Annotated in this window: 13 protein-coding genes; 10 read left to right on the forward strand and 3 right to left on the reverse strand. The window is 68.5% G+C overall.

Annotation, left to right across the window (positions count from 1 at the left end; genetic code table 11):
- Window positions 1–6: 6 nt before the first annotated feature.
- The 3 genes from tssK to tagH are packed head-to-tail and all read right to left on the reverse strand — an operon-like array spanning window position 7 to window position 3,329.
- Window positions 7–1,341: a type VI secretion system baseplate subunit TssK gene (gene tssK / locus HMPREF2716_RS16485; RefSeq protein ID WP_003115052.1), complete on the reverse strand. Its 1,335-nt coding sequence runs from the start codon at window positions 1,339–1,341 to the stop codon at window positions 7–9.
- 15 nt (window positions 1,342–1,356) lie between these two features.
- The gene (gene tssJ / locus HMPREF2716_RS16490; protein WP_003083660.1) at window positions 1,357–1,821 is read right to left on the reverse strand and encodes a type VI secretion system lipoprotein TssJ; all 465 of its coding nucleotides are present in this window, start codon (window positions 1,819–1,821) and stop codon (window positions 1,357–1,359) included.
- 44 nt (window positions 1,822–1,865) lie between these two features.
- Window positions 1,866–3,329: a type VI secretion system-associated FHA domain protein TagH gene (gene tagH, locus HMPREF2716_RS16495; RefSeq protein ID WP_070621960.1), complete on the reverse strand. Its 1,464-nt coding sequence runs from the start codon at window positions 3,327–3,329 to the stop codon at window positions 1,866–1,868.
- 367 nt (window positions 3,330–3,696) lie between these two features.
- Here tagH and tssA point away from each other — a divergent pair, with 367 nt between their 5' ends.
- The 10 genes from tssA to HMPREF2716_RS16545 all read left to right on the forward strand — a co-directional run.
- On the forward strand, window positions 3,697–4,731 hold the full coding sequence (gene tssA, locus HMPREF2716_RS16500) for a type VI secretion system protein TssA (protein WP_003104975.1): 1,035 nt from the start codon (window positions 3,697–3,699) through the stop codon (window positions 4,729–4,731).
- 88 nt (window positions 4,732–4,819) lie between these two features.
- Window positions 4,820–5,338, forward strand: coding sequence for a type VI secretion system contractile sheath small subunit (tssB, locus tag HMPREF2716_RS16505; RefSeq protein WP_003083666.1), 519 nt, complete (start codon window positions 4,820–4,822; stop codon window positions 5,336–5,338).
- A 12-nt stretch (window positions 5,339–5,350) separates the two neighbouring features.
- Window positions 5,351–6,847, forward strand: a complete 1,497-nt coding sequence (tssC, locus tag HMPREF2716_RS16510) for a type VI secretion system contractile sheath large subunit (RefSeq protein WP_003104973.1) — start codon at window positions 5,351–5,353, stop codon at window positions 6,845–6,847.
- Window positions 6,848–6,922: 75 nt separating this feature from the next.
- Window positions 6,923–7,411, forward strand: a complete 489-nt coding sequence (hcp, locus tag HMPREF2716_RS16515; protein ID WP_003083670.1) for a type VI secretion system receptor/chaperone Hcp — start codon at window positions 6,923–6,925, stop codon at window positions 7,409–7,411.
- Between the two features lie 167 nt (window positions 7,412–7,578).
- Window positions 7,579–8,424 (forward strand): type VI secretion system accessory protein TagJ, encoded by an 846-nt coding sequence (tagJ, locus tag HMPREF2716_RS16520; protein WP_003119488.1) that lies wholly within the window; start codon window positions 7,579–7,581, stop codon window positions 8,422–8,424.
- Between the two features lies 1 nt (window position 8,425).
- Window positions 8,426–8,935, forward strand: coding sequence for a type VI secretion system baseplate subunit TssE (tssE, locus tag HMPREF2716_RS16525; protein WP_003104971.1), 510 nt, complete (start codon window positions 8,426–8,428; stop codon window positions 8,933–8,935).
- On the forward strand, window positions 8,932–10,791 hold the full coding sequence (gene tssF / locus HMPREF2716_RS16530) for a type VI secretion system baseplate subunit TssF (protein ID WP_070621961.1): 1,860 nt from the start codon (window positions 8,932–8,934) through the stop codon (window positions 10,789–10,791). Before tssE ends, tssF begins: the two co-directional genes overlap by 4 nt.
- Complete coding sequence (gene tssG / locus HMPREF2716_RS16535) at window positions 10,755–11,801, forward strand: type VI secretion system baseplate subunit TssG (protein ID WP_003104969.1); 1,047 nt, start codon at window positions 10,755–10,757, stop codon at window positions 11,799–11,801. The genes tssF and tssG overlap by 37 nt, the downstream gene beginning before the upstream one ends.
- Window positions 11,794–14,502 (forward strand): type VI secretion system ATPase TssH, encoded by a 2,709-nt coding sequence (gene tssH / locus HMPREF2716_RS16540; protein WP_010793589.1) that lies wholly within the window; start codon window positions 11,794–11,796, stop codon window positions 14,500–14,502. The genes tssG and tssH overlap by 8 nt, the downstream gene beginning before the upstream one ends.
- A 46-nt stretch (window positions 14,503–14,548) precedes the next feature.
- Window positions 14,549–14,991, forward strand: a 443-nt coding sequence (locus HMPREF2716_RS16545; RefSeq protein ID WP_139147735.1) for a type VI secretion system Vgr family protein, incomplete at its 3' end; no start/stop codon positions are given.

Consider the following 14,991-nt stretch of genomic DNA (forward strand, 5'->3'; position numbering starts at 1 on the left):
CGTTGCTTATCCTCGAATGGCCCAGAAGGCCAGGTTCAGCCCGGGGAACTGGCCGGCGATGTGGAAGGCGAAGCCGCCGGAGTGCGTCAGCTGCTTCCAATGCGCGCTGCCGCGGTCCAGTTCGAAATAGGTGGAGCCGGCGTGGTAGGGGATCTGCCGCGGCGCCACCGGCATCGGCAGCAGGCCGATACCCGGCAGTTGCAGGTTGACCAGGTCGCGGATGTGCTCCACCGAGCCGACCTTGGCCTGCTGCGGGAAGTGCCCGCGCAGGCTCTCGCCGGGGACGTCGGCGCGCACCACCAGGACGAAGCTGGCGTTGTCGATCAGGCTGCGGTCGCTGAGCATCGCGACGTGGACGCCGTAGGCCTTCTCGACGATCGGGATGGCGATCGCCTTGGCGTCGATCACCGTCGCCAGCGCCTGGCGCAGGGCGAGCATCACCGGGGCGAAGCTGGCGGCCAGGTCGTCGTGGTTGTACACCGGGTACTCCTCGGGACGCCGCTGGCTGGCGGTGAAGGTGCAGAACTCGCCGGCCAGGGCCACCAGTTCGCGGTACAGCTCCTGCGGGTGCAGCGGGCGCACGCGGGACAGGTGACCGGTGAGGGCCTCGGCGCGGTTGACCAGTTGCAGCAGCAGGAAGTCGGCGATTTCCGAGGCGCCCCCGGCGCTGGATGCCACCACCCGCCCGGCGAGGGCTTCGCCGCGCTGGTGGAGCAGGCCCAGCAGCTCCTTGGCGAAGGACGCCAGGGGCGGCGCGGCGGCAATGTCGAGCACCGGCGGCAGGTAGTCCTCGTCCAGGCTCAGGGCCTGGTCCGCGCGCTTCTCGCGGACCCGCGCGACGCCCACCGCGGCGTATTCGCCGAGGCCGTCGCGCTCGGTCAGCAGGCGGAACGCCTGGCTGCCCAGGGCCACCGGGGCGCGGCTCTCGAAGGCGGCATTGTCGTCGCGCACTTCCTGCACCTGGCTGACGTAGCGGGCGCCGCCGAGGGCCTCGCCCTCCTCTACCGTGTCGCGGGTGCCGACCCGCTTCAGCGGCAGGCCGAGGTAGACGATGCCATCGCGCAGGCTTTCCTCGACATTCAGCGGCGCCGGCGCCGGATCGTCGGCGGGGATGTTGAACGGCGTACCATCCGGCAGCACGCCGCGGGCGCTGACGATGGCCAGCTTGCCCTGGGTCAGCAGGGCATCGTCCAGCTTCAGCTCGGAAAAGCCCCAGCCGCCCGCCAGGAGCGAGCGGCAGCGGCCATCCACCAGGGTTTCCAGGTAGCGGTCGTGCTGCTGGAAATGCTGTGGCCGCAGGAACATGCCTTCGGACCACACCACGCGGTTATTCCAGGACATAGGGACTCCGAAGGTTCAGGGCGCGGGACGCGCGACGATGCCGATGGCCTGCGCGCCGAGCGTGATGTCGAGATGGCTGGTGCGTTGCCCCGGCACGTCGAGGACCTGGCGCCAGGTGGCGCGGTCGAGGTCGCGGTAGGCGGCGACGAAACCGAGCTGGCGGGTCTGCTCGTCGAGCGTGCGTTCGATGCGCCGTTCCTCGCCCGGACGCAGGAGGAACTCGTCCTGCTCCACCAGGTCGCCACCGAGGGTCGACTGGGCGTTGTCGGTGAGGGCGAAGTAGTCGGCGCGGCCGAACGCGGTGTCTTTCTTCAGCTCGTACAGCCGCAGGCGCAGCGGCGCCGCCTGGCCGGCGGCGGACGGGTTGAGGTTCGGTGCGGCGTGGAGCCAGATCACCACCCGGGTCGGCGGGGTTTCCGGCGGGCTGGACGAACAGGCGGCGAGCAGCAGCCCGAACAGCGCGACGATCAGTTTCTGCATGGTGTCGTCCTCATTGACGTTGTTTCTCCTGGTGTTCGTTGGCGTCAGGAACGCCGTAGTCGAGCGCTGTGTTCCTCGTAGGCGCGGCTGAATTCGCGGCCGAAAAGCTCCTGGAAGTCGTCCTCCGCCTCGCGCAGGATCTTCGCGTACAGCTCGGTGAAACTGTCCCAGTTCTGTGCCTGGCGGGCCCCCGGCAGCAGGCCGGAAAGCCCGGCCGGCTTGCCGAAGCGGGCTTCCAGCGCGGCCGGTTCGAAGCGCGCCAGCAGGTGGCGGATGGCGGCCTGCACGCCGGCCATCACCGCCAGCTGGTGCGCCTTGAGGTCTTCGAAGCTGTCGGCCACCGCGCGATCCGGCGCCATGAACGCCTGGTTGTCGCGGCGCAGCAGGAGCAGCATGGCCTCGTCGACGTTCGGCGCGAACTTCAGCGGGTTGTTCTGCACCGGCTGGATCATGGTCTGCGCCATGCGGAACTCGCCCTTCAGGCTGGCCCGCGCGCGCAGCACGTCCACCAGTCCTTCCACCAGGCCGCGATAGCTGCGGCCGATGGCTTCCATCTGCGCTTCGGCGCCGGCCGGGTCGACCTTCAACTGGGTCATGCCGGCGCCGCGCAGGAACGCTTGCAGCAGGTCGCCGCCGGCCGACGCGGCGGCGCTTGCCGGCGGCGTCGGCGCCGCCACGCTCGCTGGCTGTGGCTGTGGCTGTGGCTGTGGCTGTGGCTGTTGGGTGATCCCTGGGTCGGCGAAGGGCATCGCCAGCGGCGTCGGTTCGGCCGTCGGCAGCGGCTGGGCGACGGGCGTGGCGCTTGGCGCGGGCGTGTTGCCGAGCAGTTCGGCGAACGGGTCCCAGTCGGCCGGAATCAGCGGTGCGCCGCCAGCGGGCGGTGGCGCCGGGGGGGTCGCGGGGGGCGGCGGGATCACCGGTTCCGGCGGGCGGAAGTCGTGCTGTTCGGCCGGTACATGGTCCGGACGCGGCGCCGCGCCGGGCGGCGGCGGGGTGAGGAAGTCGAACAGGTCGGGCTTGGTGTCCAGCGGCGAGCCGCCCTGGAAATGCGCCGTCACCGCGGGGTGCGGGGTGGGCGCCGGTTCGGCGAAGGCAGGCGCCGATCCGGCGGCCTGCCGGCTCATCAGGGCGTCGAAGCTGGTGAACGGATCGGTCTGCGGATTGCCGCTGCCGGGCAGGGCGATGTCATGGCCGAGCTGGACGAGGATGTCGTATTCGCCGAGGCGGACGGTCTCGCCGTCCTGCAGCGGCTCGCTGTTGCCGCGGCGCAGGCGGTGCCCGGCATTGACCAGCAGCACGCCGTTGGTGCTGGTGTCGGTGAGGTAGTACACCCCGTCGCGGTTGAGGATGGTGCAGTGGCGGCTGGAGACCAGGCGCTCCGGGTCCGGCAGGACCCAGTCGTTGTCCGGGCCCCGACCGATGGTCAGCTGTCCCTGGTCCAGTACCTTTTCCGAACACTGACCGGGGGTCAGCTTGTGGTAGCTGGTGATGGTCAATCGCAGCGGCATTGCTACTCCTTGCATTGCCAGCGCCCGGCTCTTCCAGGCGCTCACCCCCGTGCCCGAGGGATTTCGGTTCGCATCCAGGCTGGCCCGACGGCTTTCCGGCGTTTCGTCGCCTCGGGAAGACACATCGGGTGGTACCGGATTATAAAAGACTAATCCTACGTCTTTTAAAGATTTGTCCGATCTGCGGTGTCATGCAACTAGTGGCGTTGTGCCTTCCTTGACAAGCCTTGCGGCATGCCACAAGAATTTTGCCAACCTTTCGAGTCATCCGATATTCATCAATGGCTCCTACAAGATCCGACGGAGTGGATCTTACAAGCGAAGGTGAGGGCCGCGCAGCGGCTTCGATGATAGGGAGATCGTCACCGTGCTGGATGTACCCGTTTTGCTGGCTGCCGTATCCCCGGACTCGCCCTGTGGCGACGATCTGGAGTACGACGCCGCGTTCCTCGAACTCGAACGCATCGCCCAGGGCCAACCCGAGCGCCAGATGGGCGATGCCGTGCTGCCCGCCGAACCGCCGGAGTGGCCGCGCGTACGCGCGCTGGCCAGCGAACTGTTCGGCCGTAGCAAGGACCTGCGGGTAGCCAACCTGCTGCTGCAGAGCAACGTCGCCCTCGACGGCCTGGACGGGCTCGCCGACGGCCTGCTGCTGGTCCGCGAGCTGCTCGGCCAGTACTGGGACGGCGTCTATCCGCTGCTCGACGCCGATGACGACAACGACCCCACCTTCCGTATCAACGCCCTCACCGGCCTGGTCGCCGAACCGCTGCTGCAACTGGTCTGGGCGATCCCGCTGGTGCGCTCGCGGGCGTTCGGCCCGGTCAACCTGCGCGCCGCGCTGAACGCCGCCGGGCTGCAACGCTTCGCCAGCGAGACCCTGAGTCCCGAGCAGATCGCCGGCGCCTTCGCCGATGCCGACGCCGATGCGCTGGCCGCCACCCGGCGCGCCCTGGAAGGCGCCCAGGAACATGCCCTGGCCATCGAGAGCGGCGTCGCCGAACGGGTCGGCTCGGCCCAGGGACTCGACCTCGGTCCCCTTCGTCAACTGCTGCGCCAGGCCCTCCAGGTGTTCGACCTGTACGGCCCGCAGGGCGCCGGCGAGCCCTTGGCGCCGGGTGCCGAAGCGGCCGCCGACGAGCAGGGGGGCGCCGCGCCTGTCGCAGCCGTCGCCGCGCCGGCACCGCGAGCCAGCGGCGAGATCGCCAACCGCGAAGACGTCCTGCGCCAGCTCGACCGCCTGCTCGAGTATTACGTTCGCCACGAGCCGTCGAGCCCGGTGCCGGTGCTGCTCAAGCGCGCCAAGACACTGGTGACGGCCGACTTCGCCGAAATCGTGAGGAATCTCATCCCCGATGGGATTTCCCAGTTCGAAACCCTGCGAGGCCCGGAAAGCGAGTAACGCCTAGCGGCCGTCCGGGCCAACGCTGCAAGCCGCCGGGGCGATTCCGACGGCGCTAACAACCGCCGTCGCGCGAGGGAGAAACAAGATGGGAAGCACTACCAGCAGTCAGAAGTTCATCGCCAGGAACCGGGCGCCACGCGTGCAGATCGAGTACGACGTGGAGTTGTACGGTGCCGAGAAGAAGGTCCAGCTGCCCTTCGTCATGGGCGTCATGGCCGACCTCGCCGGCAAGCCCGCCGAACCCCAGGCGGCGGTCGCCGACCGCAAGTTCCTGGAGATCGACGTGGACAACTTCGATGCCCGGCTGAAGGCGATGAAGCCGCGGGTGGCCTTCAACGTACCGAACGTGCTGACCGGCGAAGGCAACCTGAGCCTGGACATCACCTTCGAGAGCATGGACGACTTCAGCCCCGCCGCGGTGGCGCGCAAGGTCGATTCGCTGAACAAGCTGCTCGAGGCGCGTACCCAGCTGGCCAACCTGCTGACCTACATGGACGGCAAGACCGGCGCCGAGGAAATGATCATGAAGGCGATCAAGGACCCGGCCCTGCTTCAGGCCCTGGCCAGCGCGCCGAAGCCCAAAGACGACGAGCCGCAGGCGTAAGAGGATTCCAGCATGGCCGAATTGAGCACCGAGAACCTGGCCCAGGGCCAGACCACCACCGAGCAGACCAGTGAGTTCGCCAGCCTGCTGCTGCAGGAGTTCAAGCCCAAGACCGAGCGCGCCCGCGAAGCGGTGGAGACCGCCGTGCGGACCCTCGCCGAGCATGCCCTGGAGCAGACCAGCCTGATCTCCAACGACGCGATCAAGTCGATCGAGTCGATCATCGCGGCGATCGACGCCAAGCTCACCGCGCAGGTCAACCTGATCATGCACCACGCCGACTTCCAGCAACTGGAAAGCGCCTGGCGCGGCCTGCACTACCTGGTCAACAACACCGAGACCGACGAGCAACTGAAGATCCGCGTGCTGAACATCTCCAAGCCGGAGCTGCACAAGACCCTGAAGAAATTCAAGGGCACCACCTGGGACCAGAGCCCGATCTTCAAGAAGCTCTACGAAGAGGAATACGGCCAGTTCGGCGGCGAGCCCTATGGCTGCCTGGTCGGCGACTACTACTTCGACCAGTCGCCGCCGGACGTCGAGCTGCTCGGCGAGATGGCGAAGATCTCCGCCGCCATGCACGCGCCGTTCATTTCCGCCGCCTCGCCGACGGTGATGGGCATGGGTTCCTGGCAGGAACTGTCCAACCCGCGCGACCTGACCAAGATCTTCACCACCCCGGAATACGCCGGCTGGCGTTCGCTGCGCGAGTCCGAGGACTCCCGCTACATCGGCCTGACCATGCCGCGCTTCCTGGCGCGCCTGCCCTACGGGGCGAAGACCGATCCGGTGGAAGAGTTCGCCTTCGAGGAAGAAACCGACGGCGCCGACAGCAGCAAGTACGCCTGGGCCAACTCGGCCTACGCGATGGCGGTCAACATCAACCGCTCCTTCAAGCTCTACGGCTGGTGCTCGCGGATCCGCGGCGTCGAGTCCGGCGGCGAGGTGCAGGGCCTGCCGGCGCACACCTTCCCCACCGACGACGGCGGCGTGGACATGAAGTGCCCGACCGAGATCGCCATTTCCGACCGCCGCGAGGCGGAGCTGGCGAAGAACGGCTTCATGCCGCTGCTGCACAAGAAGAACACCGACTTCGCCGCCTTCATCGGCGCGCAGTCGCTGCAGAAACCCGCCGAGTACGACGATCCGGACGCCACCGCCAACGCCAACCTGGCGGCGCGCCTGCCCTACCTGTTCGCCACCTGCCGCTTCGCCCATTACCTGAAGTGCATCGTTCGCGACAAGATCGGTTCCTTCAAGGAGAAGGACGAGATGCAGCGCTGGCTGCAGGACTGGATCCTCAACTACGTCGACGGCGACCCGGCCCACTCCACCGAGACCACCAAGGCCCAGCACCCGCTGGCGGCGGCCGAAGTGGTGGTGGAGGAAGTCGAAGGCAATCCGGGTTACTACAACTCGAAGTTCTTCCTTCGCCCGCACTACCAGCTCGAGGGACTGACGGTATCGCTACGCCTGGTATCCAAGCTGCCTTCGGCCAAAGAGGCCTGAGGCATTCAACGACAGCGCCTGCCATGGTGGCGGGCGCTTGCATAGCGTAGTGGCGCGAGCCACACGGGAGGAAAGATGGCTGTTGATATGTTCATCAAGATCGGCGACGTCAAGGGTGAGTCCAAGGACAAGACTCACGCCGAGGAAATCGACGTGCTGGCATGGAGCTGGGGCATGTCCCAGTCCGGGTCGATGCACATGGGCGGTGGCGGCGGCGCCGGCAAGGTCAACGTGCAGGACCTGTCGTTCACCAAGTACATCGACAAGTCCACGCCCAACCTGATGATGGCCTGCTCCAGCGGCAAGCACTATCCGCAGGCGAAGCTGACCATCCGCAAGGCCGGCGGCGAGAACCAGGTCGAGTACCTGATCATCACCCTGAAGGAAGTCCTGGTGTCCTCGGTGAGCACCGGCGGCAGCGGTGGCGAGGATCGCCTGACCGAGAACGTGACCCTGAACTTCGCCCAGGTCCAGGTCGACTACCAGCCGCAGAAGGCGGATGGCGCGAAGGACGGCGGTCCGGTCAAGTACGGCTGGAACATCCGCCAGAACGTGCAGGCCTGATGAGCCGGCTGCCGGTCATGGCGTGGCCAGGCCATGCCGTGGCCGGTGCGAGCGCCCGCCATGCCGGGTGCCGAAGGCGCGCGCGGCGCGCCGCGGACCTCGTCCGCCCGACCTCCTGCCGGAGGTACTGAATTCCACCGGGTCGTCCGTCGCGTCCGCCGGGCGCCATGGCCGACCCTTCATTCGCATCCGGGCGCCTGGGCTCCCGGCTACAGGGAAGTATCGCGATGATCGCCGAAGAACTGTTGCGCGCCGGGCGCCTGGACGATGCCTTGAAAGCCTTGCAGGAACAGGTGCGCAGCCAGCCGTCGAACGCTACCCTGCGGATCTTCCTGTTCCAGCTGCTGGCCGTGATGGGCCAGTGGGCGCGGGCGCAGAACCAGCTCAAGGTGGTCGGCGAACTGGATGCCTCGGCGCTGCCGATGGTACAGACCTACTCCACCGCCATCGACTGCGAGGCGCTGCGCCGCGAGGTGTTCGCCGGGCGCCTGACGCCGGTGATCCTCGGCCAGCCGGCGGAATGGATCGCGCCGCTGTTGCAGGCCCTGAGCCTGGACGCCGAAGGCCATGGCGAGGCCGCCCAGGCCCTGCGCGAGCAGGCCTTCGACGCCGCGCCGGCGGTGCCCGGGCGGATCGGCGAAGCGCCGTTCGCCTGGCTGGCGGATGCCGACACGCGCCTCGGCCCGGTGCTCGAGGTAATCGTCAACGGTCGCTATGCCTGGTTGCCGATGAGCAACCTGCGCAGCCTCAAGGTCGAGGCGCCGAGCGACCTGCGCGATCTGGTCTGGCTGCCGGCCGAACTGACCCTGGCCAACGGTGGCGCCACCGTCGCGCTGCTGCCGGCGCGCTACGCGGAAACCGTCGAGCACGGCGACGACGCCGCGCGCCTGGGGCGCAAGACCGAATGGCTGGACAGCGGCCTGCCGGTCGGCCAGCGGCTGTTCGTCACCGATGCCGGCGAGACCGCGCTGTTCGACCTGCGTGAACTGGACTTCGAGCCGACGGACGCCTGACATGGCCGAACTGACCCTCCAGGAGCGCCTGCAGCCGTCGCTGCTCGACCGCCTCACCGACGACGAGCCGGGCAACCTCAAGGAAGCCGCGGAGCGCCGGGTGCTGACCCTGAACCAGCTGAAGGCCTCGGTGCTGCGCGACCTGGCGTGGCTGTTCAACACCACTTCGCTGTTCGACCACGGCCCCGCCGCACGGATGCCGGCCGGCAACTCGGTGCTCAACTACGGGCTGCCGGCGCTGGCCGGGCACACCGCGTCGAGCGTCGACGTGCATGCCATCGAGGCGCTGCTCACCGAGACCATCGCCACCTTCGAGCCGCGCATCATCCGTTCTTCGTTGCGGGTGCGTGCGCAACTGCTGCCCGGCGAGATGGACCACAACGCCCTGAGCTTCGAGATCGAGGGCGACCTCTGGGCCGAACCGGCGCCGCTGCGCCTGCTGCTGACCACCAACCTGGACCTGGAGACCGGCCACGTGCGCGTCGCCCAGGGCGAGCGGAGGCGTACATGAACCCGCGCCTGCTCGAGTACTACAACCAGGAATTGCAACACATCCGCGAAAGCGCCGCGGAGTTCGCCGAGGAATTCCCGAAGATCGCCGGGCGCCTGTCGCTGTCCGGCTTCGAGTGCGCCGACCCCTACGTCGAGCGCCTGCTGGAAGGCTTCGCCTATCTCACCGCGCGGGTCCAGCTGAAGCTCGACGCGGAGTACCCGACCTTCACCCACAACCTGTTGGAAATCGCCTACCCGCACTACCTGGCGCCGACCCCGTCGATGACCGTGGTGCAGTTGCGCCCGGACCCCAACGAAGGCGCCCTGAGCAGCGGCTTCAGCGTCGAGCGCGGAGCCTCCCTGCGCGGCCAGCTCGGCCCCGATGACCAGACCGCCTGCGAATACCGCACCGCCCACCCGGTGACCCTGTGGCCGCTGGAAGTGGCCCAGGCCGACTACTTCGGCAATCCCGCCGCGGTGCTCGGCCGCCTCGCCGCCAGCGAGCCGCGGGCCAAGGCCGGCCTGCGCATCCGCCTGCGCAGCGGCGCCGGCATCCCGTTCGACAGCCTGTCGCTGGACGCCCTGCCGCTCTACCTGCACGGCGCCGACGAACAACCCTACCGCCTCTACGAACAATTGCTCGGCAACGCCTGCGCGGTGTTCGTCCGCGCCCCGGACAATGCCTGGGTCGAACGCCTGCCGACGAGCAGCCTGCGTGCGCGCGGCTTCGACGACGAGGACGCGCTGCTGCCGGTGGTGCCGCGGGCGTTCCAGGGCTACCGCCTGCTGCAGGAATACTTCGCCCTGCCGGCGCGCTTCCTGTTCGTCGAGTTCTCCGGCCTGAACCGCGCCCTGCGTCGATGCCACGGCGAGGAGCTGGAACTGGTCGTGCTGTTCGGCAAGCACGACCAGCGCCTGGAGGGCACGGTGGACGCGGAGCAACTGGTGCCGTTCTGCACCCCGGCGATCAACCTGTTCCCGCGCCGCTGCGACCGCATCCACCTGTCCGACCGGGTCAACGAGCATAACGTGATCGTCGACCGCACCCGTCCGCTGGATTTCGAGGTGCATTCGCTGCAACAGGTGAGCGGCCACGGCAGCGGTCCGGAGCAACCCTTCCAACCGTTCTACGCGGTGCGCGACCCGGCGCGCTACGGCCGCGAGCAGGCCTACTTCAGCGTGCGCCGCGAACCGCGCGTGCTGTCCAGCAAGCAGCGGCGCAAGGGCCCGCGCTCGACCTACGTCGGCAGCGAGACCTTCGTCGCCCTGGTCGACGCCAACCAGGCGCCCTATCGCCACGACCTGCGCCAGCTCGGCATCGCCGCGCTGTGCACCAACCGCGACCTGCCGCTGTTCATGCCGATCGGCGCGCACAAGAGCGACTTCACCCTGGAGGACAGCGCGCCGGTCATGCAGGTGCGCTGCCTCGCCGGACCGAGCCGGCCGCGCGCCAGCCGTGCCCACGATGCCAGCGCCTGGCGGCTGATCAGCCAGCTGTCGCTGAACTACCTGTCGCTGGCCGAGCGCGGCCAGGGCGCCGCCGCCCTGCGCGAGCTGCTGCGGCTCTACGGCGACAGCGGCGATCCGGCGCTGCAATTGCAGATCGAGGGCCTGCGCGAGGTCAGCAGCAAGCCTTGCACGCGGCGCCTGCCGATGCCCGGGCCGATCGTCTTCGGCCGTGGCCTGGAGATCACCCTGGACTTCGACGAGAACGCGTTCCGCGGCACCGGGGTGTTCCTTCTCGGCGCTGTGTTCGAGCGCTTCCTGGCACGCTACGTGTCGATCAACAGCTTTACCGAGACGGTGCTGCGCACCGGCGAACGGGGCGAGGTGATGAGATGGCAGGCGAAGCCGGGCAGCCGTCCGAACCTCTGAACCTGCTCGCCGGGATGGCGGCGGCGCCCTGGGACTATGACTTCTTCCAGGCGCTGCGGCGCATCGAGTGCGAGTCGCCGCAACTGCCGCGCCTCGGTCATTCGGTGCGGCTGGCGGACGACCCGCTGCGTCTCGGGCAGAAGCCCGACTGCACCTTCGCGCCCTCGACCCTGGCCTCGGTGAGCCAGGCCGGCACCGCTGCGGTGCCGCGCCTGGACCAGTTCTTCTTCGGCCTCACCGGCCCCAACGGGCCGCTGCCGCTGCACCTCACCGAATACGCCCGGGAACGCCAGCGCAACGTCAACGACGCGACCTTCAAGCGCTTCATGGACGTCTTCCACCACCGCCTGCTGACCCTGTTCTACCGGGCCTGGGCGGAGGCGCGGCCGGAGATCAGCCACGACCGGATCGACGACGACTACTGGTCGGCGCGCCTCGCCGCGCTCTCCGGGCGCGGCATGCCGAGCCTGCGGGGGCGCGAGCCGCTGGCGGATACCGCACGCTACTACTACACCGGCCACCTCGCCGCGCAGACCCGCTACCCGGACGGCCTGCGGGTGATCCTCGCGGAGTATTTCGAGGTCCCGGTGGCGGTCGAGGAATACGTCGGCCAATGGCTGGAGCTGCCCGAGCGCAGCCGCCTCGGCGTCGACTCGACGAGCCTGGGCATGGACGTCTGCCTGGGCACCCACGTCTGGGACCGCCAGCACAAGTTCCGCCTGCGCCTGGGGCCGCTGGACCTCGATCAATACCAGCGCTTCCTGCCCGACGGCGACCACTTCGTCGAGCTGGCCGCCTGGGTCGCCGAATACCTGGGCGAGGAGCTGGACTGGGACGTCAACCTGGTCCTGCAACGCCACGAAGTACCCCCGCTGGGCCTGCAGGGCGGCGGGCGGCTCGGTTTCAACACCTGGCTGGGCGATCCCGGCCAGGACGCCAGGGATCTACTGCTGGCCCGCCAGTACGCCACTGCGCGGCCGCACGAGCACAAGGAGAAGGAACATGAGTGAGATCAGTCGCGTTGCGCTGTTCGGCAAGCTGAACAGCCTGGCCTACAAGGCCATCGAGGCCGCCACGGTATTCTGCAAGCTGCGCGGCAATCCCTATGTCGAGCTGGTGCACTGGTTCCACCAGATCCTCCAGTTGCCGGACTCGGACCTGCACCAGATCGTCCGCCAGTCCGGGATCGACCCGGCGCGCCTGGCCAAGGACCTGACCGAGGCCCTCGACCGCCTGCCGCGCGGCTCGACCTCGATCACCGACCTGTCCTCCCATGTCGAGGAAGCGGTGGAGCGCGGCTGGGTCTACGGCAGCCTGATGTTCGGCGAGAGCCAGGTGCGCACCGGCTACCTGGTGATCGGCATCCTCAAGACGCCGAGCCTGCGCCATGCCCTCACCGGGCTGTCGGCGGAATTCGCCAAGCTCAAGGTCGAGGCGCTCACCGAGCGCTTCGACGAGTACGTCGGCGCCTCGCCGGAGAACGGCCTGTCGGCCAGCGACGGCTTCAACGCCGGTGCCGCCCCGGGCGAGGCCAGCGGCGCCCTGGCGCCGAGCGCGATGGGCAAGCAGGAGGCGCTCAAGCGCTTTACCGTGGACCTCACCGAGCAGGCCCGTAGCGGCAAGCTCGACCCCATCGTCGGGCGTGACGAGGAGATCCGCCAGTTGGTGGACATCCTCATGCGCCGCCGGCAGAACAACCCGATCCTCACCGGCGAGGCCGGCGTCGGCAAGACCGCGGTGGTGGAAGGCTTCGCCCTGCGCATCGTCGCCGGCGACGTCCCGCCGGCGCTGAAGGACGTCGAACTGCGCGCCCTCGACGTCGGCCTGCTGCAGGCCGGGGCGAGCATGAAGGGCGAGTTCGAGCAGCGCCTGCGCCAGGTGATCGAAGACGTGCAGAGTTCCGAGAAGCCGATCATCCTGTTCATCGACGAAGCCCACACCCTGGTCGGCGCCGGTGGCGCGGCCGGCACCGGCGACGCCGCCAACCTGCTCAAGCCGGCCCTGGCGCGCGGCACCCTGCGCACCGTGGCAGCGACCACCTGGGCCGAGTACAAGAAGCACATCGAGAAGGACCCGGCGCTGACCCGGCGTTTCCAGGTGGTGCAGGTGGACGAGCCGTCCGAGCACAAGGCCATCCTGATGATGCGCGGCGTCGCGTCGACCATGGAGAAGCACCACCAGGTGCAGATCCTCGACGAGGCGCTGGAGGCGGCGGTCCGGCTGTCGCACCGCTACATCCCGGCGCGCCAGCTGCCGGACAAGTCGGTGAGCCTGCTGGATACCGCCTGCGCGCGCACCGCCATCAGCCTGCACGCGGTGCCGGCCGAGGTCGACGATAGCCGCCGGCGCATCGAGGCGCTGGAAACCGAGCTGGCGATCATCCGCCGCGAGAGCGCCATCGGCGTCGCCACCGCCGAACGCCAGCGCAACGCCGAGACCCTGCTGGCCGAGGAGCGCGAGCGCCTGGCCGCCCTGGAGCAGCGCTGGGCCGAGGAAAAACGCCTGGTCGACGAACTGCTGGAGACCCGCGCCCGTCTGCGTGCCGCCGCCGAAGCGGTGGACGCCGGCGGCGTGCCGCTGGGCGAAGGCGAGGCGCGTCTCGACGAGGAACAGCGCCAGGCGCTGCATGCGCGGCTGGCGGAGCTGCAGGCGCAACTGAGCGCGTTGCAGGGCGAAGAGCCGCTGATCCTGCCGACCGTGGACTACCAGGCGGTGGCCTCGGTGGTCGCCGACTGGACCGGCATCCCGGTCGGCCGCATGGCGCGCAACGAGATCGAGACCGTGCTCAACCTCGACCGGCACCTGAAGAAGCGCATCATCGGCCAGGACCACGCGCTGGAGATGATCGCCAAGCGCATCCAGACTTCCCGCGCCGGCCTCGACAACCCGAGCAAGCCGATCGGCGTGTTCATGCTCGCCGGCACCTCCGGGGTGGGCAAGACCGAGACCGCGCTGGCCTTGGCCGAGGCCATGTACGGCGGCGAGCAGAATGTCATCACCATCAACATGAGCGAGTTCCAGGAAGCCCACACCGTCTCCACCCTCAAGGGCGCCCCGCCCGGCTACATCGGCTACGGCGAGGGTGGCGTGCTGACCGAGGCGGTGCGTCGCAAGCCCTACAGCGTGGTGCTGCTGGATGAAGTGGAGAAGGCCCACCCGGATGTCCACGAGATCTTCTTCCAGGTCTTCGACAAGGGCGTGATGGAGGACGGCGAAGGCCGGGTGATCGACTTCAAGAACACCCTGATCCTGCTCACCACCAACGCCGGCACCGAGATGATCGCCAGCCTCTGCGCCGATCCGGAACTGATGCCCGAGCCGGAAGCCATCGCCAAGTCGCTGCGCGAACCGCTGCTGAAGATCTTCCCGCCGGCGCTGCTCGGCCGCCTGGTGACCATCCCCTACTACCCGCTCAGCGACGACATGCTCAAGGCCATTTCGCGCCTGCAACTGGGGCGGATCAAGAAGCGCGTGGAGGCGACCCACAAGGTGCCGTTCGAGTTCGACGAGGGCGTCGTCGACCTGATCGTCTCGCGCTGCACCGAGACCGAGAGCGGCGGCCGGATGATCGACGCGATCCTCACCAACACGCTGTTGCCGGACATGAGCCGCGAGTTCCTCACCCGCATGCTCGAAGGCAAGCCGTTGGCCGGGGTACGTATCAGTAGCCGCGACAACCAGTTCCACTACGACTTCGCCGAGGCCGAGTGACAACCGGCGACACGCAGAGCAGTAGAAGGAACCGTCGATGGGATTGATGCAACTGACCCGCCTGGTCCAGGTGGATTGCCCGCTGGGGCCGGACGTGCTGCTGTTGCAGCGCATGGAGGGACGCGAGGAACTGGGACGGCTGTTCGCCTACGAGCTGCACCTGGTATCGGAAAATCCCAACCTGCCGCTGGAGCAGTTGCTCGGCAAGCCGATGAGCCTGTCGCTGGAGCTGCCCGGCGGCAGCCGGCGCTTCTTTCACGGCATCGTCGCGCGCTGTAGCCAGGTGGCCGGGCACGGCCAGTTCGCCGGCTACCAGGCCACCCTGCGGCCCTGGCCGTGGCTGCTGACGCGCACCTCGGACTGCCGCATCTTCCAGAACCAGAGCGTGCCGGAGATCATCAAGCAGGTGTTCCGCGACCTCGGCTTTTCCGATTTCGAGGATGCCCTCACGCGCCCCTACCGCGAGTGGGAATACTGCGTGCAGTACCG

It is taken from the genome of Pseudomonas sp. HMSC076A11 (assembly GCF_001810205.1).
Lineage (GTDB): Bacteria > Pseudomonadota > Gammaproteobacteria > Pseudomonadales > Pseudomonadaceae > Pseudomonas > Pseudomonas aeruginosa.

Coding starts and splice junctions, on each gene's coding strand:
- tssK (WP_003115052.1), bottom strand. CDS start 1,341: ATGTCCTGGAATAACCGCGTGGTGTGGTCCGAAGGCATGTTCCTGCGG.
- tssJ (WP_003083660.1), bottom strand. CDS start 1,821: ATGCAGAAACTGATCGTCGCGCTGTTCGGGCTGCTGCTCGCCGCCTGT.
- tagH (WP_070621960.1), bottom strand. CDS start 3,329: ATGCCGCTGCGATTGACCATCACCAGCTACCACAAGCTGACCCCCGGT.
- tssB (WP_003083666.1), top strand. CDS start 4,820: ATGGGAAGCACTACCAGCAGTCAGAAGTTCATCGCCAGGAACCGGGCG.
- tssC (WP_003104973.1), top strand. CDS start 5,351: ATGGCCGAATTGAGCACCGAGAACCTGGCCCAGGGCCAGACCACCACC.
- hcp (WP_003083670.1), top strand. CDS start 6,923: ATGGCTGTTGATATGTTCATCAAGATCGGCGACGTCAAGGGTGAGTCC.
- tagJ (WP_003119488.1), top strand. CDS start 7,579: ATGGCCGACCCTTCATTCGCATCCGGGCGCCTGGGCTCCCGGCTACAG.
- tssE (WP_003104971.1), top strand. CDS start 8,426: ATGGCCGAACTGACCCTCCAGGAGCGCCTGCAGCCGTCGCTGCTCGAC.
- tssF (WP_070621961.1), top strand. CDS start 8,932: ATGAACCCGCGCCTGCTCGAGTACTACAACCAGGAATTGCAACACATC.
- tssG (WP_003104969.1), top strand. CDS start 10,755: ATGGCAGGCGAAGCCGGGCAGCCGTCCGAACCTCTGAACCTGCTCGCC.
- tssH (WP_010793589.1), top strand. CDS start 11,794: ATGAGTGAGATCAGTCGCGTTGCGCTGTTCGGCAAGCTGAACAGCCTG.